20 protein-coding genes are annotated in these 20,762 nt (G+C 74.7%); 12 read left to right on the forward strand and 8 right to left on the reverse strand.

All coding sequences use genetic code 11. The features are described from left to right. The first annotated feature begins 46 nt into the window (after positions 1–46). Complete coding sequence (rpsA, locus tag H4O22_RS07635) at positions 47–1,546, forward strand: 30S ribosomal protein S1 (protein ID WP_182526410.1); 1,500 nt, start codon at positions 47–49, stop codon at positions 1,544–1,546. Positions 1,547–1,635: 89 nt separating this feature from the next. On the opposite strand, the gene H4O22_RS07640 is transcribed toward rpsA, so the two are convergent. Beyond that, positions 1,636–1,782 carry a hypothetical protein gene (locus H4O22_RS07640; RefSeq protein ID WP_182526411.1) on the reverse strand — a complete coding sequence of 49 codons (147 nt, stop codon included), beginning with the start codon at positions 1,780–1,782 and terminating at the stop codon, positions 1,636–1,638. 92 nt (positions 1,783–1,874) lie between these two features. Between H4O22_RS07640 and H4O22_RS07645 the strand changes: the two genes are divergently transcribed. Then, on the forward strand, positions 1,875–2,819 hold the full coding sequence (locus H4O22_RS07645) for a GlxA family transcriptional regulator (RefSeq protein WP_182526412.1): 945 nt from the start codon (positions 1,875–1,877) through the stop codon (positions 2,817–2,819). Next, the gene (locus H4O22_RS07650) at positions 2,816–4,159 is read left to right on the forward strand and encodes an SGNH/GDSL hydrolase family protein (RefSeq protein ID WP_182526413.1); all 1,344 of its coding nucleotides are present in this window, start codon (positions 2,816–2,818) and stop codon (positions 4,157–4,159) included. Before H4O22_RS07645 ends, H4O22_RS07650 begins: the two co-directional genes overlap by 4 nt. Before the next feature lie 9 nt (positions 4,160–4,168). Here the strand turns inward: H4O22_RS07650 and H4O22_RS07655 are convergent, their stop codons facing one another. After that, a complete protein-coding gene (locus H4O22_RS07655; protein ID WP_182526414.1) occupies positions 4,169–5,401 on the reverse strand; it encodes a class I adenylate-forming enzyme family protein in 1,233 nt (410 codons plus the stop codon). Continuing rightward, complete coding sequence (locus H4O22_RS07660; protein ID WP_182526415.1) at positions 5,398–5,883, reverse strand: hypothetical protein; 486 nt, start codon at positions 5,881–5,883, stop codon at positions 5,398–5,400. The genes H4O22_RS07655 and H4O22_RS07660 overlap by 4 nt, the downstream gene beginning before the upstream one ends. Positions 5,884–6,242: 359 nt before the next feature. On the opposite strand from H4O22_RS07660, the gene H4O22_RS07665 reads away from it, so the two are divergent. From H4O22_RS07665 to H4O22_RS07675, 3 genes are all read left to right on the forward strand, one after another. Further along, a complete protein-coding gene (locus H4O22_RS07665) occupies positions 6,243–8,006 on the forward strand; it encodes a hypothetical protein (RefSeq protein WP_182526416.1) in 1,764 nt (587 codons plus the stop codon). A 47-nt stretch (positions 8,007–8,053) separates the two neighbouring features. Beyond that, positions 8,054–8,644 (forward strand): dephospho-CoA kinase, encoded by a 591-nt coding sequence (coaE, locus tag H4O22_RS07670; protein WP_182526417.1) that lies wholly within the window; start codon positions 8,054–8,056, stop codon positions 8,642–8,644. Between the two features lie 62 nt (positions 8,645–8,706). Next, complete coding sequence (locus H4O22_RS07675; protein ID WP_182526418.1) at positions 8,707–9,528, forward strand: alpha/beta hydrolase-fold protein; 822 nt, start codon at positions 8,707–8,709, stop codon at positions 9,526–9,528. Here the strand turns inward: H4O22_RS07675 and H4O22_RS07680 are convergent. The 3 genes from H4O22_RS07680 to H4O22_RS07690 all read right to left on the reverse strand — a co-directional run bounded on the left by H4O22_RS07680 (position 9,512) and on the right by H4O22_RS07690 (position 13,349). After that, a complete protein-coding gene (locus H4O22_RS07680; RefSeq protein ID WP_244963152.1) occupies positions 9,512–9,943 on the reverse strand; it encodes a GNAT family N-acetyltransferase in 432 nt (143 codons plus the stop codon). The genes H4O22_RS07675 and H4O22_RS07680 overlap by 17 nt on opposite strands. A 123-nt stretch (positions 9,944–10,066) precedes the next feature. Beyond that, positions 10,067–11,023 (reverse strand): sigma-70 family RNA polymerase sigma factor, encoded by a 957-nt coding sequence (locus H4O22_RS07685; protein ID WP_182526419.1) that lies wholly within the window; start codon positions 11,021–11,023, stop codon positions 10,067–10,069. Positions 11,024–11,195: 172 nt separating this feature from the next. After that, entirely contained in the window at positions 11,196–13,349 is a 2,154-nt protein-coding gene (locus tag H4O22_RS07690) for a S9 family peptidase (protein ID WP_182526420.1), read from the reverse strand. A gap of 35 nt (positions 13,350–13,384) precedes the next feature. Between H4O22_RS07690 and H4O22_RS07695 the strand changes: the two genes are divergently transcribed. From H4O22_RS07695 to H4O22_RS07705, 3 genes are all read left to right on the forward strand, one after another. Beyond that, positions 13,385–14,071 carry a 5-oxoprolinase subunit PxpA gene (locus H4O22_RS07695; RefSeq protein WP_182526421.1) on the forward strand — a complete coding sequence of 229 codons (687 nt, stop codon included), beginning with the start codon at positions 13,385–13,387 and terminating at the stop codon, positions 14,069–14,071. A gap of 386 nt (positions 14,072–14,457) precedes the next feature. Next, complete coding sequence (locus H4O22_RS07700) at positions 14,458–15,051, forward strand: 5-oxoprolinase subunit B family protein (protein ID WP_182526422.1); 594 nt, start codon at positions 14,458–14,460, stop codon at positions 15,049–15,051. Continuing rightward, on the forward strand, positions 15,048–15,953 hold the full coding sequence (locus H4O22_RS07705; protein ID WP_182526423.1) for a 5-oxoprolinase subunit C family protein: 906 nt from the start codon (positions 15,048–15,050) through the stop codon (positions 15,951–15,953). Before H4O22_RS07700 ends, H4O22_RS07705 begins: the two co-directional genes overlap by 4 nt. Here the strand turns inward: H4O22_RS07705 and H4O22_RS07710 are convergent. Continuing rightward, positions 15,880–17,229 carry a DNA polymerase IV gene (locus H4O22_RS07710; RefSeq protein WP_182526424.1) on the reverse strand — a complete coding sequence of 450 codons (1,350 nt, stop codon included), beginning with the start codon at positions 17,227–17,229 and terminating at the stop codon, positions 15,880–15,882. The two genes, H4O22_RS07705 and H4O22_RS07710, sit on opposite strands and share 74 nt — an antisense overlap. Before the next feature lie 136 nt (positions 17,230–17,365). Between H4O22_RS07710 and H4O22_RS07715 the strand changes: the two genes are divergently transcribed. Together H4O22_RS07715 and H4O22_RS07720 are read left to right on the forward strand one after the other, a co-directional pair. Then, complete coding sequence (locus H4O22_RS07715) at positions 17,366–18,289, forward strand: DUF4192 domain-containing protein (protein WP_182526425.1); 924 nt, start codon at positions 17,366–17,368, stop codon at positions 18,287–18,289. A 48-nt stretch (positions 18,290–18,337) separates the two neighbouring features. Further along, positions 18,338–19,804: a glutamate-cysteine ligase family protein gene (locus H4O22_RS07720; protein WP_182526426.1), complete on the forward strand. Its 1,467-nt coding sequence runs from the start codon at positions 18,338–18,340 to the stop codon at positions 19,802–19,804. Between the two features lie 5 nt (positions 19,805–19,809). On the opposite strand, the gene H4O22_RS07725 is transcribed toward H4O22_RS07720, so the two are convergent. Beyond that, positions 19,810–20,235 (reverse strand): hypothetical protein, encoded by a 426-nt coding sequence (locus H4O22_RS07725; RefSeq protein WP_182526427.1) that lies wholly within the window; start codon positions 20,233–20,235, stop codon positions 19,810–19,812. 125 nt (positions 20,236–20,360) lie between these two features. On the opposite strand from H4O22_RS07725, the gene H4O22_RS07730 reads away from it, so the two are divergent. Continuing rightward, positions 20,361–20,762 carry a universal stress protein gene (locus H4O22_RS07730; RefSeq protein WP_182527020.1) on the forward strand — a complete coding sequence of 134 codons (402 nt, stop codon included), beginning with the start codon at positions 20,361–20,363 and terminating at the stop codon, positions 20,760–20,762.

A 20,762-nucleotide genomic window follows, 5' to 3' on the forward strand; every position in this document is an offset into this window, starting at 1 on the left:
CGCGCGTGCTTCCCGACATTCTGCCCACCAAAGGTCTCATTCCCTTATGACGAGCACCATCTCGATTCTTCCCGATTACGACGCGCCCCAGGTCGCGATCAACGACATCGGTTCTGAAGAAGACTTCCTGGCCGCCATCGACGCGACGATCAAGTACTTCAACGACGGCGACATCGTCGCCGGCACGATCGTCAAGGTCGACCGCGACGAGGTCCTCCTCGACATCGGCTACAAGACCGAGGGCGTCATCCCCTCGCGCGAGCTGTCGATCAAGCACGACGTCGACCCGTCCGAGGTTGTCTCGGTCGGCGACGAGGTCGAGGCCCTGGTCCTCCAGAAGGAGGACAAGGAAGGCCGCCTGATCCTGTCCAAGAAGCGCGCCCAGTACGAGCGCGCCTGGGGCACCATCGAGCAGGTCAAGGAAGAGGACGGCGTCGTCGAGGGCACCGTCATCGAGGTCGTCAAGGGCGGCCTGATCCTGGACATCGGCCTGCGCGGCTTCCTGCCCGCCTCGCTGGTGGAGATGCGCCGCGTCCGCGACCTGCAGCCGTACGTCGGCCAGACGCTCGAGGCGAAGATCATCGAGCTCGACAAGAACCGCAACAACGTGGTCCTCTCGCGCCGTGCCTGGCTCGAGCAGACCCAGTCCGAGGTTCGCCACGGCTTCCTGACCCAGCTCCAGAAGGGCCAGATCCGCAAGGGCGTCGTGTCCTCGATCGTCAACTTCGGTGCGTTCGTGGACCTCGGCGGCGTCGACGGCCTCGTGCACGTCTCGGAGCTGTCCTGGAAGCACATCGACCACCCGTCCGAGGTCGTCGCGGTCGGCGACGAGGTCACCGTCGAGGTGCTCGACGTCGACATGGACCGCGAGCGTGTCTCCCTGTCGCTGAAGGCGACCCAGGAGGACCCGTGGCAGCACTTCGCCCGGACCCACCAGATCGGTCAGATCGTGCCCGGCAAGGTCACCAAGCTGGTGCCCTTCGGTTCGTTCGTCCGTGTCGAGGAGGGCATCGAGGGCCTGGTGCACATCTCCGAGCTGGCCGAGCGCCACGTGGAGATCCCCGAGCAGGTCGTCCAGGTCAACGACGACGTCATGGTCAAGATCATCGACATCGACCTCGAGCGTCGCCGGATCTCGCTGTCGCTCAAGCAGGCCAACGAGACCGCCGCCGCGGCCGAGGTCGAGGACTTCGACCCGACGCTCTACGGCATGACCGCGACCTACGACGAGCAGGGCAACTACGTCTACCCCGACGGCTTCGACCCCGACACGGGCGAGTGGCTCGAGGGCTTCGAGGAGCAGCGCGCGGTCTGGGAGGAGCAGTACGCCAAGGCGCACGCTCGCTGGGAGGCGCACGTCAAGCAGCAGGCCGAGGCCAAGCAGGCCGAGGTCGAGGCCGGCGAGGCCACGTCGTACTCCAGCGGCGGCGGCAGCACCGAGGCGACCGAGGACGGCGACGGCAGCGGCGCTGCCGAGGGCGGCTCGCTCGCCTCTGACGAGGCGCTGCAGGCGCTCCGCGAGAAGCTCACCGGCGGCGCCAGCTGATCCGGTAGCACCCCGCACGACGACGAAGGCCCGGTCACCTCACGGTGACCGGGCCTTCGGGCTGTCCGGGGTCGTGCGTCGGGGGCCGGTCATCCGAGGCCCGGGGCGTGGAACTGCGGGTCGTCACGGTGGGAGACCGGGGGACGGGTCGTCCCCAGGCCGTCGCGGAGCACGGTGCGGACGGTCAGGTACGCCAGGACCGCCGCCAGGGCGAGGAGCAGGAAGAAGAAGGTCATGGCAGGATCATGCGCTTCGTCGTGATGCTGCCACAGTGGCAGGAAAGTCATGTTGCACCGATTTCCTGCCAGATCTGTGGCACCATGGCCGGGTGCTGAAGAACGTCGCGGCCCTCGTCTACGACGGCGTCGCCCCCTTCGAGCTCGGCGTCCTCTGCGAGGCGTTCGGGATCGACCGCTCCGACGAGGGCATCCCCGGGCTGGAGTTCGCGGTCTGCGGCCCCGAGACCGGCGCGGTCCCCACCTCGATGGGCTTCTCGATCAACGTCGAGGAGGGGCTGGAGCGGGTCGCCGCGGCCGACCTGGTCGCCGTGCCGGCCATGCCGCGCAACGGGGTCACCCCCGCGAGCGTCATCGAGGCGCTGCGCGCGGCGTACGACCGGGGGGCGCGGATCCTCTCGGTCTGCTCCGGCGCCTTCGTGCTGGGGGAGGCCGGGCTGCTCGACGGGCGCGAGTGCACGACGCACTGGCGCTACACCCACGAGCTCGCGACCCGCTTCCCGCTGGCGCGGGTGGTGCCCGAGGTGCTCTACGTCGACAGCGGGCGGGTGATCACCAGCGCCGGCACGGCCGCCGGCATCGACGCCGCGCTGCACCTGTGGCGCCAGGAGTACGGCGCGGGGGTGGCCAGCGCGATCGCGCGCCGGATGGTGGTCCCGCCGCAGCGCGACGGCGGCCAGGCCCAGTACATCGCCCGCCCCGTGCCGGACTGCGACGGCGAGACCTTCGGCGCGCTCCAGCAGTGGATCGTCGCGAACCTCGACCAGGACCTCGACGTCGAGACCCTCGCCCGGCGCGCGGTGATGTCGCCGCGCACCTTCGCCCGGCGCTTCCGCGACGAGGTCGGCGCCACGCCGCACGTCTGGGTGACCACGCAGCGGGTGCTCCGCGCCGAGCAGCTGCTCGAGCAGACCGACCGCCCGATCGAGCGGATCGCCGGCGACGTCGGCTTCGGCAACGCGGCGACCCTGCGGCACCACTTCGCCCGGGTGCGGGGGGTCAGCCCGCAGCAGTACCGCCGGGCGTTCTCGGCATGACCGGCGGCGGGGGCGCGCGGCGGGCAGCGCACGCGCTGGCCGCCACGGTGCTCGCCGCCACCGGGCTGGCGTACGTCGCGCCGCCCCTCGCCTCGGCCGCCACCTCGCAGCCGCCGCCCGAGCCGGTGCGGGTGCTCCTCGTCGGCGACTCGGTGACCCAGGGCTCCGCGGGGGACTGGACCTGGCGCTACCGGCTCTGGCAGCACCTCGAGAGCGTCGGGGCCGGCGTCGACCTGGTCGGACCCCGGACGGACCTCTACGACAACGTCGCGGACCAGCACGGGTCGACCGCCTACGCCGACCCCGGCTTCGACCGTGACCACGCGGCCCGGTGGGGGATGCTGCTGCGCGAGCCGGACGTCCCCCTGGGCGAGCTGGTGGAGACCTACCGCCCCGACGTGGTGGTCGAGGCGCGCGGCCTCAACGACTTCGTCTGGGTCGGTGCGTCGGCGCCGGAGACGCTGGACCTGGTCGAGGACGAGGTCGCGGAGGCGCGGGCCGTCGACCCCGACGTCGACGTGGTCCTGACCCGGCTGCCGCAGACCTGGTACGACGAGAGCGCCGGCGGGGCGATCACCGCCTACAACGCCGGGCTCGGCGACCTCGCGGCCGACCTGGACACGCCGCAGTCGCGGGTGGTGGCCACGGCGACGGGGAGCGGCTTCGTGCAGGGTGAGGACACCTGGGACCCGGCACACCTCTCGGCGCAGGGCGAGGTCACGATGGCCGCCGCGGTGGCCGACGCCCTCGCGGCCGTGGAGGTGGGGGCGCCGTACCCCCGCCCGCTCCCGGTGGTCCGCAACGGGCACTGGACCCCCGCCAGCCTGAGCGCGACCGCGGGCGACGGGGTCGCGCGGCTCCGGTGGACCTCCGGGCCGGGGGTCGCGCGCGAGTGGGTCTGGGTCCGCGACCTCACCGCCCGGCGGGAGTGGACCCGGCTGTCGGCGCCGGTGCCGGGACCGGCGTGGACCGCCGGGGGACTGGTCGACGGGCACACCTACGCGTTCCGGCTCCAGGGGCTGAAGGGATCCATCGCGGCGGACCGCTACTCGAACACCGTGCGGATGGCCCCGGTGCCGCCCGTGCCGGAGGCGCCAGCGCGGCTGCGCGCGGCGCTGGGCAAGCGGTCGGTCCGGCTGTCGTGGGGCCCGGCGCGGCACGCCACGTCGTACGCCGTGTGGCACCGGGAGCGCGCAGGGTGGCGGCGGGTGGCCGGCACCGGTCGCCACGCGGTCACGCTGCCCCGGCCCGGCCGGGGCGTCCACCGGTGGCGGGTGCGCGCCTGGCACGACCGGGTCGCCGGGCCGTGGTCGAGGACCGTGCGGGTGCGGGTGCGCTGAGCGGCCGGCTCAGCGCGGCAGGTCGCCGCGCAGCACCTTGCCGGTGAGGGTGCGCGGCAGCTCCTCGAGGAAGGACCAGGCCTTGGGCCGCTTCGGCGGGGCGAGCCGCTCGCGCACGAACGCCCGCAGCTCGGCCTCGGCGGCGGTCCCGACGACGGCGGCGCAGACCCGCTGCCCCCACTGCGGGTCGGGCACGCCGTACACCGCGACGTCGGCGACGCCGGGGTGCTCGAGCAGCGTCTGCTCCACCTCGAGCGGGTAGACGTTGACGCCGCCGCTGATCACCAGGTCCTCGCGCCGCCCGTCGAGGTAGAGGTAGCCGTCGTCGTCGAGGCGGCCCAGGTCGCCGACCGTGAACCGGTCGCCCCGCCAGGCAGCCGCGGTCTTCTCGGGGTCCCCGTAGTAGGTGAACCGCGCGTGCTCCGGCACCGCGCACCAGATGGTGCCGTCGTCGTCGACCTCCAGCCGCCGTCCCGGGCGGGCCCGCCCGACGGTTCCGGGCCGGTCCAGCTGCTCCTCGCTGCGGCAGGCGGTGAACTGGCCCTCGGTGGAGCCGTAGAACTCCCAGGTGGTGCGGTCGGGGAAGAGGTCGACGAGCCGGCGCTTCACGGCGGCGGGACACGGCGCGCCGGCGTGCGCGACCAGACGGAACGAGGAGAGGTCCGGGACGCCGACCTCGTCCCAGTGGTCGAAGAGCCGCTGCAGGTGGGTCGGCACCACGAACATGCTGGTCGGCCGCTCCCGCCGGATCGTCTCGGTCAGCAGCGCGGCGTCGAACGGCCCGGGGACCACGACCCGGCCGCCGGCCAGCGCCGTGCCCATGGCGAAGCGCAGCGGCGCCGAGTGGTACAGCGGGCTCACCACGAGGTTCACGTCGTCGGCGGCGAACCCCCACAGGTCGCGCTCCTCGGCCACGAGCGCCCGCGCCCGGTCCTCGGGCAGCACGCCGCTGAAGACGCCCTTGGGCGTGCCGGTCGTGCCGCTCGTGCAGTGCATCGGCCGGCCGCGCGGCAGCGCCCGGCGCAGGACCGGGTCCACGAGCGCGGCCAGCGCCGCGTCGTCCTCGACGACCAGGTCGGGCCGGAGCGGACCGAGCACCCGCGCGCGCTCGTACGCCGTGAGCCGCGGGTCGAGCGGGATGGGGAAGACGCCGGCGGCGAGCAGCGACAGGACGGCGTCGAGGTACGCCGGGCCGGCCGGCGCCAGCAGCGCGACCCGCGAGCCCTCCGCGAGCGCGGTCACGAGGCGGCCCCCGGCTGGTCCCGCTCCGCCTCGGCGCGGATCGCGCGGAGCATCTGCCGGACCGCGAGGACGTGTCCGCCGGTCCCGAGGAGGAGCGCCCGGTAGGCGCGTCCCTGGACTCCCGGGAACGCGGCGTACGACAGCACCGAGAGCGTGCTGCCGGGTCCACCGGCCTGGTCGGCGATGGCGAACACGAGGCGGTACTGCGAGAACCGGTGCCGGCCCACGAGGGCGACCTCGCCGTCGCGGACCGCCTCGTCGAGCGCGAACCCCGACGGCGGGTCCGTGCCGAGCAGCCGACCGAGGAGCACGTGGTCGGTGCGCGCCAGCCGCCCGGCGTAGCGCCGGGCCACCTCGTGGACGACCGGAGTCGGCGGCGACGGCCGTGCTGTGCCGGTCCAGGAGGGGCAGCGGGTCCACGGCCCGAGCATGCCGTGGCGGCCCGGCGGCCGCCACCCGGGGGTCCGTCCGTCGCGGCCCACCCGGGGGTCCGTCCGCGGCGGCGGACCACGACGCCCGGGCTGGTCGGGCGGCGGCTCGTGCCCCGTCGGGAGTACCGGGTCTCCGTGCGGGCGCTCAACGACCGGACGCCGGGACCGTGGCGGACCCGCACGGTGTGGGTCCGGGTCTGAGGTCGCCGGAGGCCTCGCACGCCCGCCCCCTGGCAGGAACGAGCGGTCGCCGGATTCCCGCCACTTACCCTGACTAGCGAACGGCCGCGGGCTCCCCGCCCATACTGGCCGGCGTGCCGCCGACCGTGACGCCCATCGTGACGACTGCCGAGGGAGCACCCGCGACCCTTCCCCGGGCCGGTTCGAGATCGATCCCGTTCCGCGTCGCGGTGGTCGCCATCCTGACCGTGGTGCTGGCGCTGCGCCTGTGGTCGGTCTCCCGCTGGTCGTGGATGTACGACGACTGGGTCTACATGCAAGAGGCCCGCTCGATGGGCTTCGTCGACTTCCTGTTCCAGAACTACAACGGCCACCTGATGCCCGGCGAGTTTCTCGTGGTGTGGGTCACCACCCGGGTCGCGCCGCTGTCACACATCGCGGTGGTGATCCTGACGGCGCTCGCCGCGACCGCCGCGACCGCCGTCTGGGCGGTGGCGCTACGCGAGCTGTGCGGGGAGCGCCTGCGCACCCTGGTCCCGCTCGCCCTGATCGCGCTCACGCCCCTCCACCTCCAGGGCACGATCTGGTGGGCGGCCGCGCTGCAGACGATCCCGCTTCAGGCGACGCTCGCGGGGTGCGTCTACTTCGCTGCCCGGCTCGCGCGGCACGGTCGCCGCGCGGACCGGATCGGTCTCCTGCTCGTCTACGTCGCCGGCCTGGCGATGTGGGAGAAGGCCCTCCTGGTGGCGATCCCCATCGCGGCCGTGATCATCTACCTCGCGCCCCGCCGACCCGGCCGGTGGCGCGGTCTGATCCGCGAGGGTTGCCTGCTGGGCGGCGTCGCCACCGGTTACGCGGCGATCTACCTGGTGGCGACACGGCGCGACTCGACGGGGCCCTTCCCCGTCGAGTTCAAGCTGCAGCCGGCCGGCGCCGTGGCAGGCTCCTTCGGGGAGCTGGGCGGTCACCTGCTCAGTCCCGGTCTGCTCGGCGGGCCGTGGGGCACGCTGCCGACCGAGGCAGAGCTGCAGGCGCATCCCGCCGGGTGGCAGGTCGTCCTGACCTGCGCGGTGGTCGTGCTGGGCCTGGCGCTCGCGTCGATCCTGCGTCGCTCGGCGTGGGTGCCGCTGGGGATGGTGGCCCTCTTCGGGTCGATCTCCTGGGGCCTGCTCGCGCTCAGCGGCCGCCTGGAGGTCCTCGGCCTGACCAAGCTCGGCTACGAGCGCTACGCAGCGGACATCTTCGCGGTGCTCTGCCTGGCGGTCGCGCTCTGGATGACGCCGGAGGCCGTCCGTCCGGTCGCGGACCGGGAGCATTGGCGCGCCCGTCTGCTGTCGCGTCGGCCGCCGCGCGCTCTGGCGGTGGGGATCGTCGGCGCGGTCATGGTCTCCCTGGCGGTGGCGAACCTCGTCGGCGTGCACCGGATCGGTGTCTCGCCCGCTCAGGCGTGGCTGGAGAACGTGACGGCAGAGGTCGAGCAGCGGGGCCCGGTGACGATCGTCGACGCGTACGCCCCCGACCCGGTGCTCTTCGCCCCATTCTTCGGCGAGTACGCCCGGCTCTCGCGGATGCTGGAGCCGCTCGGCGACCGGGTGCGCTTCGACGGCCCCGCCGACCGGCTGTTCACCGTCGACGCCGATGGCCGACTCAGGGAGGCGACCATCCTCCCGGCGATCCGCTCGAAGCCGGGACCGGTCCCCGACTGCGGGTACGCCCTCGGTCCGGGCGAGCGTCTGGTGGTCCCGATGACGGCCTCCCTCTACCAGTCCTCGTGGATGGTGCAGGTCAACGCGTTCAGCTCGATGGAAGGCGGCGTCGTCGTGGAGCTGGGCGAGCACGCCCTCCCGTTCGCGATCCGGCCGGGTCTGAACTCGCCACGTGCGATGGTCCTGAGCGACACGGACGACGAGATCCGGATCGAGTCGACGGCCGAGGAAGGCGTCCTCTGCGTGACCCACGTGCTCATCGGCACCGTGGGCGGCGGTCCCGGCTGAGGCTCGGTGCCGCGGCGGCGGCGCGGCCCGCCTGCGATACTCCCCGGGTGACGCGAGTGGGACTCACCGGCGGCATCGCCTCGGGCAAGAGCACGGTCTCGGCGATCCTCGAGGAGCTCGGCGCGGTCGTCATCGACGGCGACAAGCTGGCGCGCGAGGTCGTCGAGCGCGGCACCCCCGGCCTCGCGGCCGTGGTCGCGGAGTTCGGCGAGGAGCTGCTCACCCCCGAGGGCGACCTGGACCGGGCCGCCCTGGGCAAGGTGGTCTTCGCCGACGAGGGGCGCCGGCGCGCGCTGGAGGCGATCGTGCACCCGCTGGTCTTCGAGCGGTACGCCGCGCTGGAGGCGTCCGCGCCCGAGGGCGCCCTCGTCGTCCACGACATCCCGCTGCTGGCTGAGTCGGGCCGCGCGGACACCTTCGACGCCGTCCTCGTCGTCGACGTGCCGGTCGAGACGCAGGTCGAGCGGATGGTCCGCGACCGCGGCATGGACCGCGCGGACGCCGAGGCGCGCGTGGCGGCCCAGGCCACCCGCGAGCAGCGGCTCGCGATCGCGACGTACGTCCTGGACAACACCGGGACCCTGGAGGACCTGCGCGACCGGGTCCTGGCGGTGCACGCCGAGCTCACCGCCTCCTGAATTTCGGGTACGCCGGCGGCGCGGCGCGGCCGGACCGCCCGGGGGAGAGGGATCCTCCACGCGTGCTGACGCGCCGTGGGCTGCTGCTGACCTCCGCCGGCATGGCCGGCGCCACGGCGGCCGGCGCGGTCGGCTGGCGGGCCACGCCGTACGCCGTGCGGGCGCGGCTGGGACTGGTGCCGGAGCCGTGGGTGCCGGACGCCCCCGAGGGCGAGGTCCGGACCTGGTCGCTGCGCTCGACGGCGATGGGCGGCGACATCGACGTGGTCACCGCCGTCCCGGCCGGGTACGGCGACGGGGCCGGCCTGCCGGTCGTGGTCGTGCTGCACGGGGCGAGCGCCTCGGCGGCCGAGCTCCCGGGCTTCGGCCTGGGCCGCTTCGTCAGCGCCGCCGTGGAGGCCGGGGCGGCGCCGTTCGTCCTGGTCGGCACCGACGACGGCCCGACCGGGTGGACCGCGACGGCCGGCTCGGACCCGCCGGCCCTGTTCCGCGAGGAGCTGCCGGCCTGGCTGGGCGAGCGCGGCTTCGGCTCGCCCCAGGCCCTCTGGGGCTGGTCCCGGGGCGCGTACGGCGGACTCCGCCTGGTCGTGGAGGACCCGGGGTGGGTGCGGGCGCTGGCGCTGTTCAGCCCGGCGCTCGGAGACGACGACCCGGTCCTCGGCGGGCTCGACGGAGTCCGGGTGCCGGTCGGGATCTGGTGCGGCGAGGAGGACCAGTTCGTCGACAGCGCACGGGCCCTGGCCGCGGCGCTGCCCACGCCGCCCGAGGTCGCCACCTTCGCCCCCGGCGGGCACACCCGCGCGTTCTGGAACACGCACACCCTGGACGCCTTCGGCTGGCTCGCGGGGCACCTGGAGGACGGGACGCTCAGAGGGGCCGGGTGAGGAAGGTGCTGTGCGGGTCCGGGCGGTAGTCACCGAACGGCGGGCACGCCACGAAGCCGTGGCGCGCGTAGAGCGCACGGGCCGGAGCGAAGAAGTCCTGGGACCCGGTCTCCAGGCTGACCCGCGTGAGCCCCGCGGCGCGGGCCTCCGCGAGCACGTGGACCAGCAGCCTCCCGGCGATCCCCTCGCGCACCCGGTGCGGGGCGGTCCGCATCGACTTCAGCTCGCCGTGCCCCGGCTCGCGCTCGGGGTCCACGAGCGCGAGGGCCGCGCACCCCACGAGCTCGCCGCCGTCGTACGCCGACCAGAAGCGGGTGCCCGGGGCTCGCAGCCCGTCCAGGTCCAGCGCGTGCACGCTCCCCGGCGGGGAGGTGGCCCGCATCTGGTCCAGGTGCGCCTGCAGGAAGGCGGCCACCTCCGGCGAGGTTAGCGGGTCGGGCGCGATCTGCACGTGCGCATCGTAGGAAACGACGAGAGCCCCCGCCTGCGGGCGAGGGCTCTCGGTCGGTCGAACGGGGTGGTCGGACGGGGGCGGTCGTCAGGCCGCGAGGTCCGGGTCGGCGATCCGGCGCAGCTTCTGCAGCGCCTCGCGCTCGAGCTGGCGCACCCGCTCGGCGGAGATGCCGTGCTTGGCGCCGATGTCGGCGAGCTTGTGCTGGCGACCGTCGACGAGCCCGTACCGGGACCGGATGATGTCGGCGGCGCGGTCGTCGAGGTGGCCGACCAGGCTGTTGAGCCGGTCGCGCGACTCGGTGTCCAGGACGGTCAGGTCGGGACCGGGGGAGGTCTCCTGCGCCATCAGGTCGCCGAGCGAGGTGTCGCCGTCCTCGTCGACGGGGGAGTCGAGGCTGACGTGCTCGCGGCCCCACGCCATCAGGTCGAGCACGCGGTCAACCTCCATGCCGAGCTCGGCGGCGATCTCCTGCGGGTCGGGGTCCCGGCCGAGCTGGCGCTCGAGGGTACGGCGGGCGCCGCCGACCTGGTTGAGCTCCTCGACGACGTGCACGGGCAGCCGGACCACCCGGGCCTGCTGGGCGATGCCGCGGGTGATCGCCTGGCGCACCCACCAGGTGGCGTACGTCGAGAACTTGTAGCCCTTGGTGTAGTCGAACTTCTCGACCGCGCGGATCAGGCCGGTGTTGCCCTCCTGGATCAGGTCGAGCATCGGCATCTGCGCCCGGCCGTACTTGCGCGCGATCGAGACGACGAGGCGGAGGTTCGCGGTGATGAAGGTGTCGACGGCCTTGCGGCCCTCCTCCGCGATCCACTCGAGCTCCTCGCGGGTGGCGCTCATCGGGGCGCCGCCCTTGCGGCGTCCGACCCGGCCCTCGGCGAGCAGGTGCTCGGCCATCAGGCCGGCCTCGATGGTCTTGGAGAGCTCGACCTCGGAGGCCGCGTCGAGGAGGGCGTTGCGCGCGATCTCGTCGAGGTAGAGCCCGACGCTGTCGCGGCCCTCGATCTCGCGTGCCCCCGCTGGTGCGGTTCGTGTTGCCATGGGGCGGCCTCCCTGCTCTCGTGGCCTCGGCGCGCTGCCGATCCACTCTCCTAACGCTGCCGGTGACCGGAGGATTCCTCCGGCAAACCCGCGTGCCTTCACAGGGAACGACGCCCGAGGGTCGCCGGGAGTTGCGCAGCCCCGGAACTCTCAGGGACTTCTCAGGGCCGGCTCAGGCGTCGGCGAGAGCCATCCGGTCGAGGATCCAGGCGAGGGTGAACGCTCGGTCGTGCCAGGACTGGTAGCGCCCGGAGACGCCGCCGTGGCCGGCCGACATCTCCGTGCGCAGCAGCACCTCGGGCGCCCCGTCGCCGACGGCCCGCAGCCGGGCCACCCACTTGGCGGGCTCCACGTAGAGCACCCGGGTGTCGTGGAGCGAGGTCTCGGCGAGGATCGGCGGGTAGTCCTGGGCGACCACGTTGTCGTACGGCGCGTAGGAGGCCATGTAGTCGTAGACCTCCGGGTCGGCCTCCGGGTTGCCCCACTCGTCGTACTCGGTCACCGTCAGCGGCAGCGTGGCGTCGAGCATCGTGGTCAGCGCGTCCACGAACGGCACGGCCGCGACGATGCCGCCGAACAGCTCGGGTGCCTGGTTGGCGACCGCCCCGACGAGCAGGCCGCCGGCGCTGCCGCCCTCGGCGACCAGGGTGTCCGGCGTGGTCCACCCGGTCGCGACGAGGTGGCGGGCGCACGCCGCGAAGTCGCTGAACGAGTTCTGCTTGTGGAAGAGCTTGCCCTCGTCGTACCAGCGGCGGCCCATCTCGCCCCCGCCGCGCACGTGCGCGATCGCGAACGCCGCCCCGCGGTCGAGCACGGAGAGCCGGGCGACGGAGAAGTACGGGTCGGTGGACATCTCGTAGGCGCCGTAGCCGTAGAGCAGGGCCGGCACCGGCTGGGTCCCGCCGCCGACGCCCTCGCGGGACCCGCGGCGGCACACGATCGAGATCGGCACCCGCTCGCCGTCGTCCGCGGTCGCCCAGAGCCGGTGCTCCTCGTAGTCGGCGGGGTCGTAGCCGCCGAGCACCGGGGCGCGGCGCAGCAGCGCCAGCTCCCGGGTGCGGACGTCGTAGTCGTAGACCGAGGAGGGCACCGCCATCGTCGTGTAGCCCAGCCGGACGGTCGGCTGGTCGAAGACCGGGTTGCCGCCGGCGCCGACGGTGTAGACCGGGTGGTCGAACTCGACGAGGTAGTCCTCGCCCAGCCCGTGCTCGTGCCCCGCCTGCGCGTCCAGCTCGATGATCCGCAGCTGGGTCAGGCCCTCGCTGCGCTGGTGGACGACGAGGTGGCCGGCGAACGCGTCGACCCCCTCCAGGCGTACGTCGGATCGGTGCGGGACCAGCGCCCGCCACTCCTCGGGGGACGTCGGCGCGACCGGGGCGACGCCGATCTCGAAGTCCGCCCCGGTGCCGTTGTGGTGGACCAGGAAGCGGTCCTCGCCGGCGAGGACGGCGTGCTCGAGGCTGTACTCGAGGTCCTCGCGCCGCGGGGCGAACAGCACCCACCCGGCGTCCGGGGCCTCGGTGTCGAGGTAGCGGTACTCGGTGGTGGTCTTCGAGCCGGTCGCGGTCATCAGGAACCGGTTGCTGCGGCTGCGGCCGATGCCGGTCCAGAACCGGCCGTCGGGCTCGTGCAGCACCAGCTCGTCGTCGGCCTGGGTGCTGCCGAGGCGGTGCCGCCACACCTTGTCGGGCCGCCAGGAGTCGTCGACGGTCGAGTAGAAGCAGTCCTGGCCGTTCGGGTGCCACACCACGCCGCCGAGCACCCCGGTCAGCTCGTCGGGGAGCAGCTCGCCGGTGTGCAGGTCCTTGAACCGCACCGTGTAGCGCTCGTCGCCGACGACGTCGACGGCGTACGCCAGCACGGTGTCGTCGAGGGTGATCGCGGACCCGCCGAGGGAGAAGAAGTCGTGGCCCTCCGCCAGCACGTTGAGGTCCAGCAGCACCTCCTCGCCGGGCAGCGCAGGCTGGTCGGGGGCGCAGTCGGCCTCGGGGCGGGGCGGCGTCCAGTCGTCGGGTCCGCTGATCGGCACCCGGCAGCTCGCGCCGTACTCCCGGCCCTCGAAGGAGCGCGAGTAGTACCAGTGGCCGCGGTTGCGGGTCGGCACCGACAGGTCGGTCTCGAGCGTGCGCGCCTTGATCTCCTCGAAGATCGTCGTGCGCAGGTCGGCGAGGTGGGCGGTGCGCTCCTCGGTGTAGGCGTTCTCGGCCTCGAGGTACGCCGTGACCTCCGGCTCCTCCTTGGCCCGGAGCCACTCGTAGTCGTCGACGCGGGTGCGGCCGTGGATCTCGGTGGTGGTGGGGCGTCGGTCGGCGACGGGCGGCTGCATGCCCCGAACCTATCCGGCTCGCTACGGTCGTCCGCATGCGCCGGACCCTGGACCTCAACGCCGACCTGGGGGAGGAGGTCACCGACGACGCCGCGCTGCTGACGGTGGTCACCAGCGCCAACGTGGCGTGCGGCTACCACGCGGGCTCGCCGGCGATCATGCGCGCGGTGTGCGCGGAGGCCGCGGCCCGCGGCGTCTCCGTGGGCGCCCAGGTCTCCTACGCCGACCGGGAGGGCTTCGGGCGGGTCGCCCACGACGTGGCGCACGGGGTGCTCCGCGAACAGGTCGCCGACCAGGTCGGCACGCTGACGGAGATCGCGGCGGCGGCCGGGACCACGGTGCGCTACCTCAAGCCGCACGGCGCGCTCTACCACCGGGTGCTCGACGACGCGGAGCAGGCGGACGCCGTCCTCGCCGGGTCCGGCGACCTGCCCGTGCTCGGCATGCCGGGAGTGCTGCTCGACGCGGCCGCCGCGGCCGGCCGCGTGGTGCTGCTCGAGGGGTTCCCGGACCGCGGCTACGGCCCGGACGGGCGGCTGCTGCCGCGCGGCCGGGAGGGCGCCCTGGTCGAGGGCGCCGACGCGGTCGCCGCCCAGGCGGTCCGGCTCGCGGCGGCGGTGGCCTCGGTGTGCGTGCACGGCGACAGCCCCGGGGCGGTCGCGCACGCCCACGCCGTACGCCGGGCGCTGGAGGCGGCGGGCTACGAGCTGCGCGGGCTCTGAGCCGCCCTCGGTTCTGCACAGGCTCGTGCACAGGTCTGGACCGCTCCTGTGGAACACGGGCGGTTTCCTGTGGAGCGCCGACCGACTTCTGTGGATCCGCCTGTGGGACCGCGGGAACGTCTTGTGGTCCGGGTCACCGGCCGCGTAGACATGTCCTCATCGGGACGACAGAGCCGAGAGGCCGCGACGGACCGGGGATCGGACGGGAACGAGGATCCGCACCGCGAGGCGACTCGCGGCGTCGGCCCGGTGACGGGGGCGGCGGGGTCCGAGGGGTCGTCGGATCGAGGTGGACGTCACCCTCTGCCTCACCACGAGGGCCTCGTGACGCTCATACCGTCACGAGGCCCTCAGCCATTTCCCGGTCCCCGCGCGAGACTGGGCGCATGCAGATCCGTCCGGTGGGCCCCCGTGCCCTGCTCGTCGAGGTCGCCGGGCCCGCGGAGGCGCTGGCGCTGGCCGCCCACGCCCGCGCGGTGGGGGTGGGCGCCGACGAGGTCGTGCCGGCCGCGCGCACCGTCCTCCTCGACGGCGTCGAGGACCCCGCCGCCGCCGCGGCCGCGCTCGCCGGCTGGCGCCCCGGCGCCCCGGTCCCGGCGGGCGACCTGGTCGAGGTGCCGGTCCGCTACGACGGGCCCGACCTGGGCTGGCTGGCCGACGCGTGGGGGACCAGCGAGGACGACGTGGTCGCCCGGCACTCGGCGATCGAGTTCGTGTCCGCGTTCTGCGGCTTCGCGCCCGGGTTCGCCTACCTCGCGGGCCTCCCGGAGCGGCTCGCGGTGTCCCGGCTGGACTCGCCCCGGACCGCGGTGCCCGCCGGCGCCGTCGCGCTGGCGGGCACCTGGTGCGGGGTCTACCCGACCGCCTCGCCGGGCGGCTGGCGGCTGCTCGGGCGCACCGACCTGAGGCTCTGGGACGCCGAGCGGCCCAGCCCGGCGCTGCTCGCGCCCGGGACGCGCGTCCGGTTCGTGCCGGCATGACCACGCTGCTCGTCCGCAGCTCCGGGCCGCTCACCACCGTGCAGGACCGCGGCCGCGTCGGGCTCGCGCACCTGGGCGTCGCCCGCGCCGGCGCCCTGGACGCGCCCGCCGCCGCCCTGGCCAACCGGCTGGTCGGCAACGGACCGGACGCCGCCGTGCTCGAGACCACCCTCGGCGGGCTGGCCGTGGTCGCGTCCGACGGGTGCTGGGTCGCGCTCACCGGGGCGCCGGCCCCGCTGGAGGTCGACGGCGCGCGGCGCGGGCACGGGCGTCCCGAGTGGGTGCCGAGCGGCGCCCTGCTGCGGGTGGGTACGCCGAGGACGGGCGTCCGCAGCTACCTCGCCGTCGCCGGCGGGATCGACGTCGCCCCGGTGCTCGGCTCGCGCTCCACCGACACCCTCGCCGGGGTCGGCCCGCCGCGCGTCGAGGACGGGGTCGAGCTGCCGGTCGGGACGCCGTTCCGCCCGCCGTCCCCGGTGGACACCCCGCGGCCGCCGGCACCCGGCCCGCTGCGGGTCTGGCCCGGTCCGCGGGCCGACTGGTTCGCGCCGGACGTGCTCGACCGGCTCGGGCGCACGGCGTACACGGTGCTGGCGGAGTCGAACCGGATCGGGCTGCGCCTCGACGGGCCGCCGCTGGCGCGCGTCCGGGAGGGCGAGCTGGCCAGCGAGGGGATGGTGCTCGGCGCGGTGCAGGTGCCGCCCGACGGCCGGCCGGTGGTCTTCCTCGCCGACCACCCGCCCACCGGGGGCTACCCCGTGGTCGCGGTCGTGGACCCGCGCGACCTGTGGCAGTGCGCCCAGCTGCGGCCGGGGGAGTCCGTGCGGCTCACGGTGCCGGCGGGGTCTCCGGGGTCTCCGGGATCGCCGGGCTCTCCGGGGGCTCCGGCAGCCACGGGCTGAGCGCGGGGTCGTCCTCGGCGTAGGAGCGCACCGGGCCCGCGGGGGTCTGCCGGGTCTCGAACCGGACGGTGACCACGCCGCGTCCCGACCCCCACACCCAGCCGCGCCCCAGCTCGGTGTGCACGATGTCCATGCCGGGCGCCCAGGTGCGCCGCGAGTGGTGGGGAACCTCGACCTCGGGCAGCTCCGGCTCCTCCTCGGTGGTCTCGCCGAAGAGGTCCTCCTGGACCCAGTCGGCGAGGCCGGAGACGCCGACGCCCAGCAGCCGCACGCCGCCGGAGGTGTCGAGGTCGGCGAGCAGCGAGCGGGCCACCCGGGCGACGGTGGCGGAGGAGTCGGTGGGGGAGCCGAGCGTCGAGGAGCGGCTCAACGTGGTGAAGTCGTGCAGGCGCACCTTGATGGTGACGGTGCGCCCCGACAGCCCGCTCTTGCGCAGCCGCGCGGCGACCTCGCCGGCCTGGCGGGAGAGCAGCCCCTCCATCAACCGCCGGTCGGTGAGGTCGGTGTCGTAGGTGCCCTCCGCGCTCACCGACTTCGCCTCCCGCTCGGCGACCACCGGCCGGTCGTCGAGGGCCCGTGCCAGCTGGTGCAGGCCGCTGCCCTGCGCCTTGCCCACCAGGCGCACCAGCTCCTCGAGGCTGACCGCCTCCAGGTCGGCCACCGTGTGGATGCCCGCCCGGCGCAGCCGCTCCGCGGTGGCCGGGCCGACCCCGGGGATGACGCTCACGTGCATCGGCCGGAGCAGCTCCTGCTCGGTGCCGGGGGGCACCACCACGAGCCCGTCCGGCTTGTCGAGGTCGCTGGCGATCTTGGCGATGAACTTCGAGGTCCCGATGCCGACCGACGCGGTCAGGCCGTCGGTGACCTCCGTGACCCGCGCGCGCAGGCCCTCGGCGTACGCCGTCACCGTGGGCACCTCGAGGTCGGGCAGGTCGGCGCGGGCGAGGTCCACGAACGCCTCGTCGAGCGAGAGCGGCTCGACCAGCGGGCTCACCGACCGCAGCAGCGTCATCACCGCGGTGCTCGCCTCCCGGTAGGCGTGGAACCGGCCGCCGAGGAACGCCGCGTGCGGGCAGCGCGAGCGCGCCTCCCGCGTCGACATCGCCGAGCGGACGCCGTACCGGCGCGCCTCGTACGACGCCGTCGCCACCACCCCGCGACCGCCGACCCCGCCGACCACCACCGGCTTCCCGCGCAGCGACGGTTTGTCGCGCTGCTCGACCGAGGCGAAGAACGCGTCGAGGTCGAGGTGGAGCACGGAGGCGTGGGCACGCACGGGCGCAACCTATCCCGCGTCCCCGCGGGTCGCCGACGCGCCGCCGACCGTCCACAGCCCGCACCCGGGACGCCGTCGTCCACAGCCCCCGGCGGGACCGGCCCGCCGGTCGGAGGTCCGGGGGAGCGTCCTGGGCATGACGACCTCCGCGACCCGCCTCACCGCCCGCACCCCCGAGGACCTGCTGGCCGCCGTGCCGCTCGTGCTCGGCTTCCGGCCGCACGACTCGGTGGTGCTGATGACCTTCGGGGGGCCGGACCCGTTCCACGCGCGCCTGGACCTGCCGCGCACCCGTGCCGAGGTGCCGCACGTCGTGCGCGCGCTCCTCGAGCCGGCGCTGCGGCACGCCGTCCACGCCGTGGTGGTCGTGGTGTACGCCGAGGGGTCGCGCGTGCCCGGCGCCGACCGGGTGGCCCGCACCCTGCGCCGGCGGTTCCTCGCCTCGGGGGTGCAGGTGGTCCAGGTGCTGCGCGCCGACGCCCGGTGCTGGCGCGTGCTGCTGCCCGACGGCGACACCGGGCCGGCGGTGCCCTACGACGTCTCCTCGCACCCGTTCACGGCCCAGGCGGTCCTCGAGGGGCGCGCCCTGCTCGGCTCGCGGGCCGAGCTCGAGGCACTGCTGGACCCCGATCCCGCCGAGGTCGCCGCCGTGGCCGGGCTGCTGCCCCGCAGCGTCCCGGCCGGCCCGGCGGACGCCGAGGGCGCCGTCGCCCGGCACCTGGCGTCCGGGCGGCTCCCCGACGACGTCCTCGCGTCGGTGCTGCTCGGCCTCGACGACCCGGACGTGCGCACCGCGGCGTGCGCGGCGCTGCGGCGCGCGGACGCCGAGGTGCACGTGCGGCTGTGGACCGACGCCGTGCGCCGCGCGCCGGCGGAGGTGCGCGCCGGCGCCGCGGCGGTGCTGGCGCTGGCCGCGTGGGTCTCGGGCCACGGTGCGCTCGCCTGGTGCGCGGTCGACCGGTGCCGCGCGCTCGAGCCGGGCAACACCCTCGCCCGGCTGGTCGCGGTGGCCCTCGAGCAGGCGGTCCCGCCGACCACCTTCGAGAGCCGCGGAGCCTGACCGGACCCCGGAGGCGAGTACTCCGCCGGGACGGGGTACACCACCACCATGGGCGAAGAGGTCGAGGCACAGGAGTTCACGCGGGCCGACCGCACCCGGCACCGGGAGAAGGTCCGGCGCTGCCTGGACGTGTTCGCCCGGATGCTGCGCGAGGCCCGCTTCGACACCGACGACCCGATGACCGGGCTCGAGGTCGAGCTGAACCTCGTCGACGAGCTCGGCGACCCGGCGCTGAAGAACGCCGAGGCGCTGGGCGCGATCGCCGACCCCGACTTCCAGACCGAGCTCGGGCAGTTCAACATCGAGATCAACGTCCCGCCCGCCCGGCTGCGCGAGGGCGGGCTCGCCATCTTCGAGGAGAACCTGCGGCGCAGCCTCAACGACGCGGAGGCCAGCTCCGCCGACGTCGGCGCCCACCTGGTGATGATCGGGATCCTGCCCACGCTCGCCGACGGCCACATGAGCACCCACAGCCTCAGCGGCAACCCGCGCTACCGGCTGCTGAGCGAGCAGATCCTCGACGCGCGCGGCGAGGACATCGCGATCTCGATCGCCGGCGACCGGGAGCGGCTCGCGACGACGGCGGACTCGATCGTGCCGGAGGCGGCGTGCACCAGCACCCAGCTGCACGTGCAGACCTCGCCCGACCAGTTCGCGGCGTACTGGAACGCCTCCCAGGCGATCTCGGCGGTCCAGCTGGCCGTCGGCGCCAACTCGCCGTACCTGCTGGGCAAGGAGCTGTGGCGCGAGACCCGGATCCCGCTGTTCGAGCAGGCGACCGACACCCGCAGCGAGGAGCTGAAGTCGCAGGGGGTGCGCCCGCGCGTGTGGTTCGGCGAGCGCTGGGTGACCTCGGTCTTCGACCTGTTCGAGGAGAACGTCCGCTACTTCCCGGCGCTGCTGCCGATCTCCGACGACGAGGACCCGCTCGGCGTGCTCGAGGCGGGCGGCACCCCGAACCTCGCCGAGCTGCGGCTCCACAACGGCACCATCTACCGCTGGAACCGGCCGGTCTACGACATCAACGACGGCGTCCCGCACCTGCGGGTCGAGAACCGCGTGCTCGCCGCGGGTCCGACCGTCGCCGACACCATCGCCAACGCCGCCTTCTACTTCGGGTTGGTGCGGGCGCTGGCCGAGAGCCCCCGCCCGCTGTGGTCCCAGATGTCCTTCTCCGCCGCCGAGGAGAACTTCCACGTCGCCGCCCGGGAGGGCATCGACGCCCAGCTCTACTGGCCGGGGGTGGGTCAGGTCGGCGCGACCGAGCTGGTGCTGCGCCGGCTGCTCCCGCTGGCGCGCCACGGCCTCGACGCCTGGGGGGTGCCGGGGGAGGAGTCCGACCGGCTGCTCGGCATCATCGAGCAGCGCTGCCTGACCGGGACGAACGGCGCGGAGTGGTTCGCGCGGCGGATGGCGGACCGGTCCGGCGAGCATCGGTACGACGCCCTGCGCGCCACCCTGCTGGAGTACCGCGAGCGGATGCACACCAACGAGCCGGTGCACGCCTGGGACTGAGCCGGCTACCGCCGGCGCAGCCGCTTCCAGTGGCGCGCGGTCCCGGTGCGCGGGTCGCGCCAGCCGTGCCGGTTGACCACGACCATGGTCAGCGGACGCCCGGCCTCCCCGCACGCCGCGAGGGACGCCGCCAGCCACCGCGCGTCGACGTCCTGCAGGTCGAGCGCGCCGGGGCGGGTCAGCCAGACGACCACGTCCCCGGGGGCCGCCTCCGACGCGGCGCGGCGGAGCATCGCGGCCACCACGTCGGTGCGCAGCGCGTGGTCGGTCGGCTCGTCGAGCGACAGCACCCGCTGTCCGCCGCCGGGCGTGCCGACGTGCAGACGGGCCGGGAAGACCCGGCGGGGCTCGGCGAGCGCGTGGTCCCGGACCGCCCGGCGCAGCAGGGCCGCCCGACGGGGGTCGACCGGCTCGACCAGGCCGCTGTCCATCCGCCCAGCCTGCCCCGTCCCGGGGTCGGGGCCCACCGCGTGTCCACAGGCTCCCGGAGGGGACCGGATTTCGGTAGCGTGCAGCCGAGCGGCCTCCGGGGCCGCCGAGGAGAGGATGGATGTCGATGGGGACCGTCGTGGTCGGCTACGTGCCGAAGCCGGAGGGCGAGGCCGCTCTGGCGAAGGCGATCGAGGAGACCCGCCTGCGCGGCGCCAAGCTCGTCGTCGTCAACTCCCACCGCGGGGGCTCGGAGTTCGACTCCGTGGCCGCACGCCGTGCCGACGCCGAGATGGAGTCGGTCAAGCAGCGCCTCGCCGACTCCGGCGTCGACCACGACCTGCGGCAGCTCGTCCGGGGCTTCGAGCCGGCCGAGGACCTGATCTCCATCGCCGAGGCCAACGACGCCGAGCTGATCGTGATCGGGCTGCGGCGCCGCTCGCCGGTCGGCAAGCTCATCCTCGGCAGCAACGCGCAGCGGATCCTGCTCGACGCCCACTGCCCGGTGCTGGCGGTCAAGGCGGACTGA

The sequence above is a fragment of the Nocardioides dongkuii genome (assembly GCF_014127485.1).
GTDB classification, from domain to species: domain Bacteria; phylum Actinomycetota; class Actinomycetes; order Propionibacteriales; family Nocardioidaceae; genus Nocardioides; species Nocardioides dongkuii.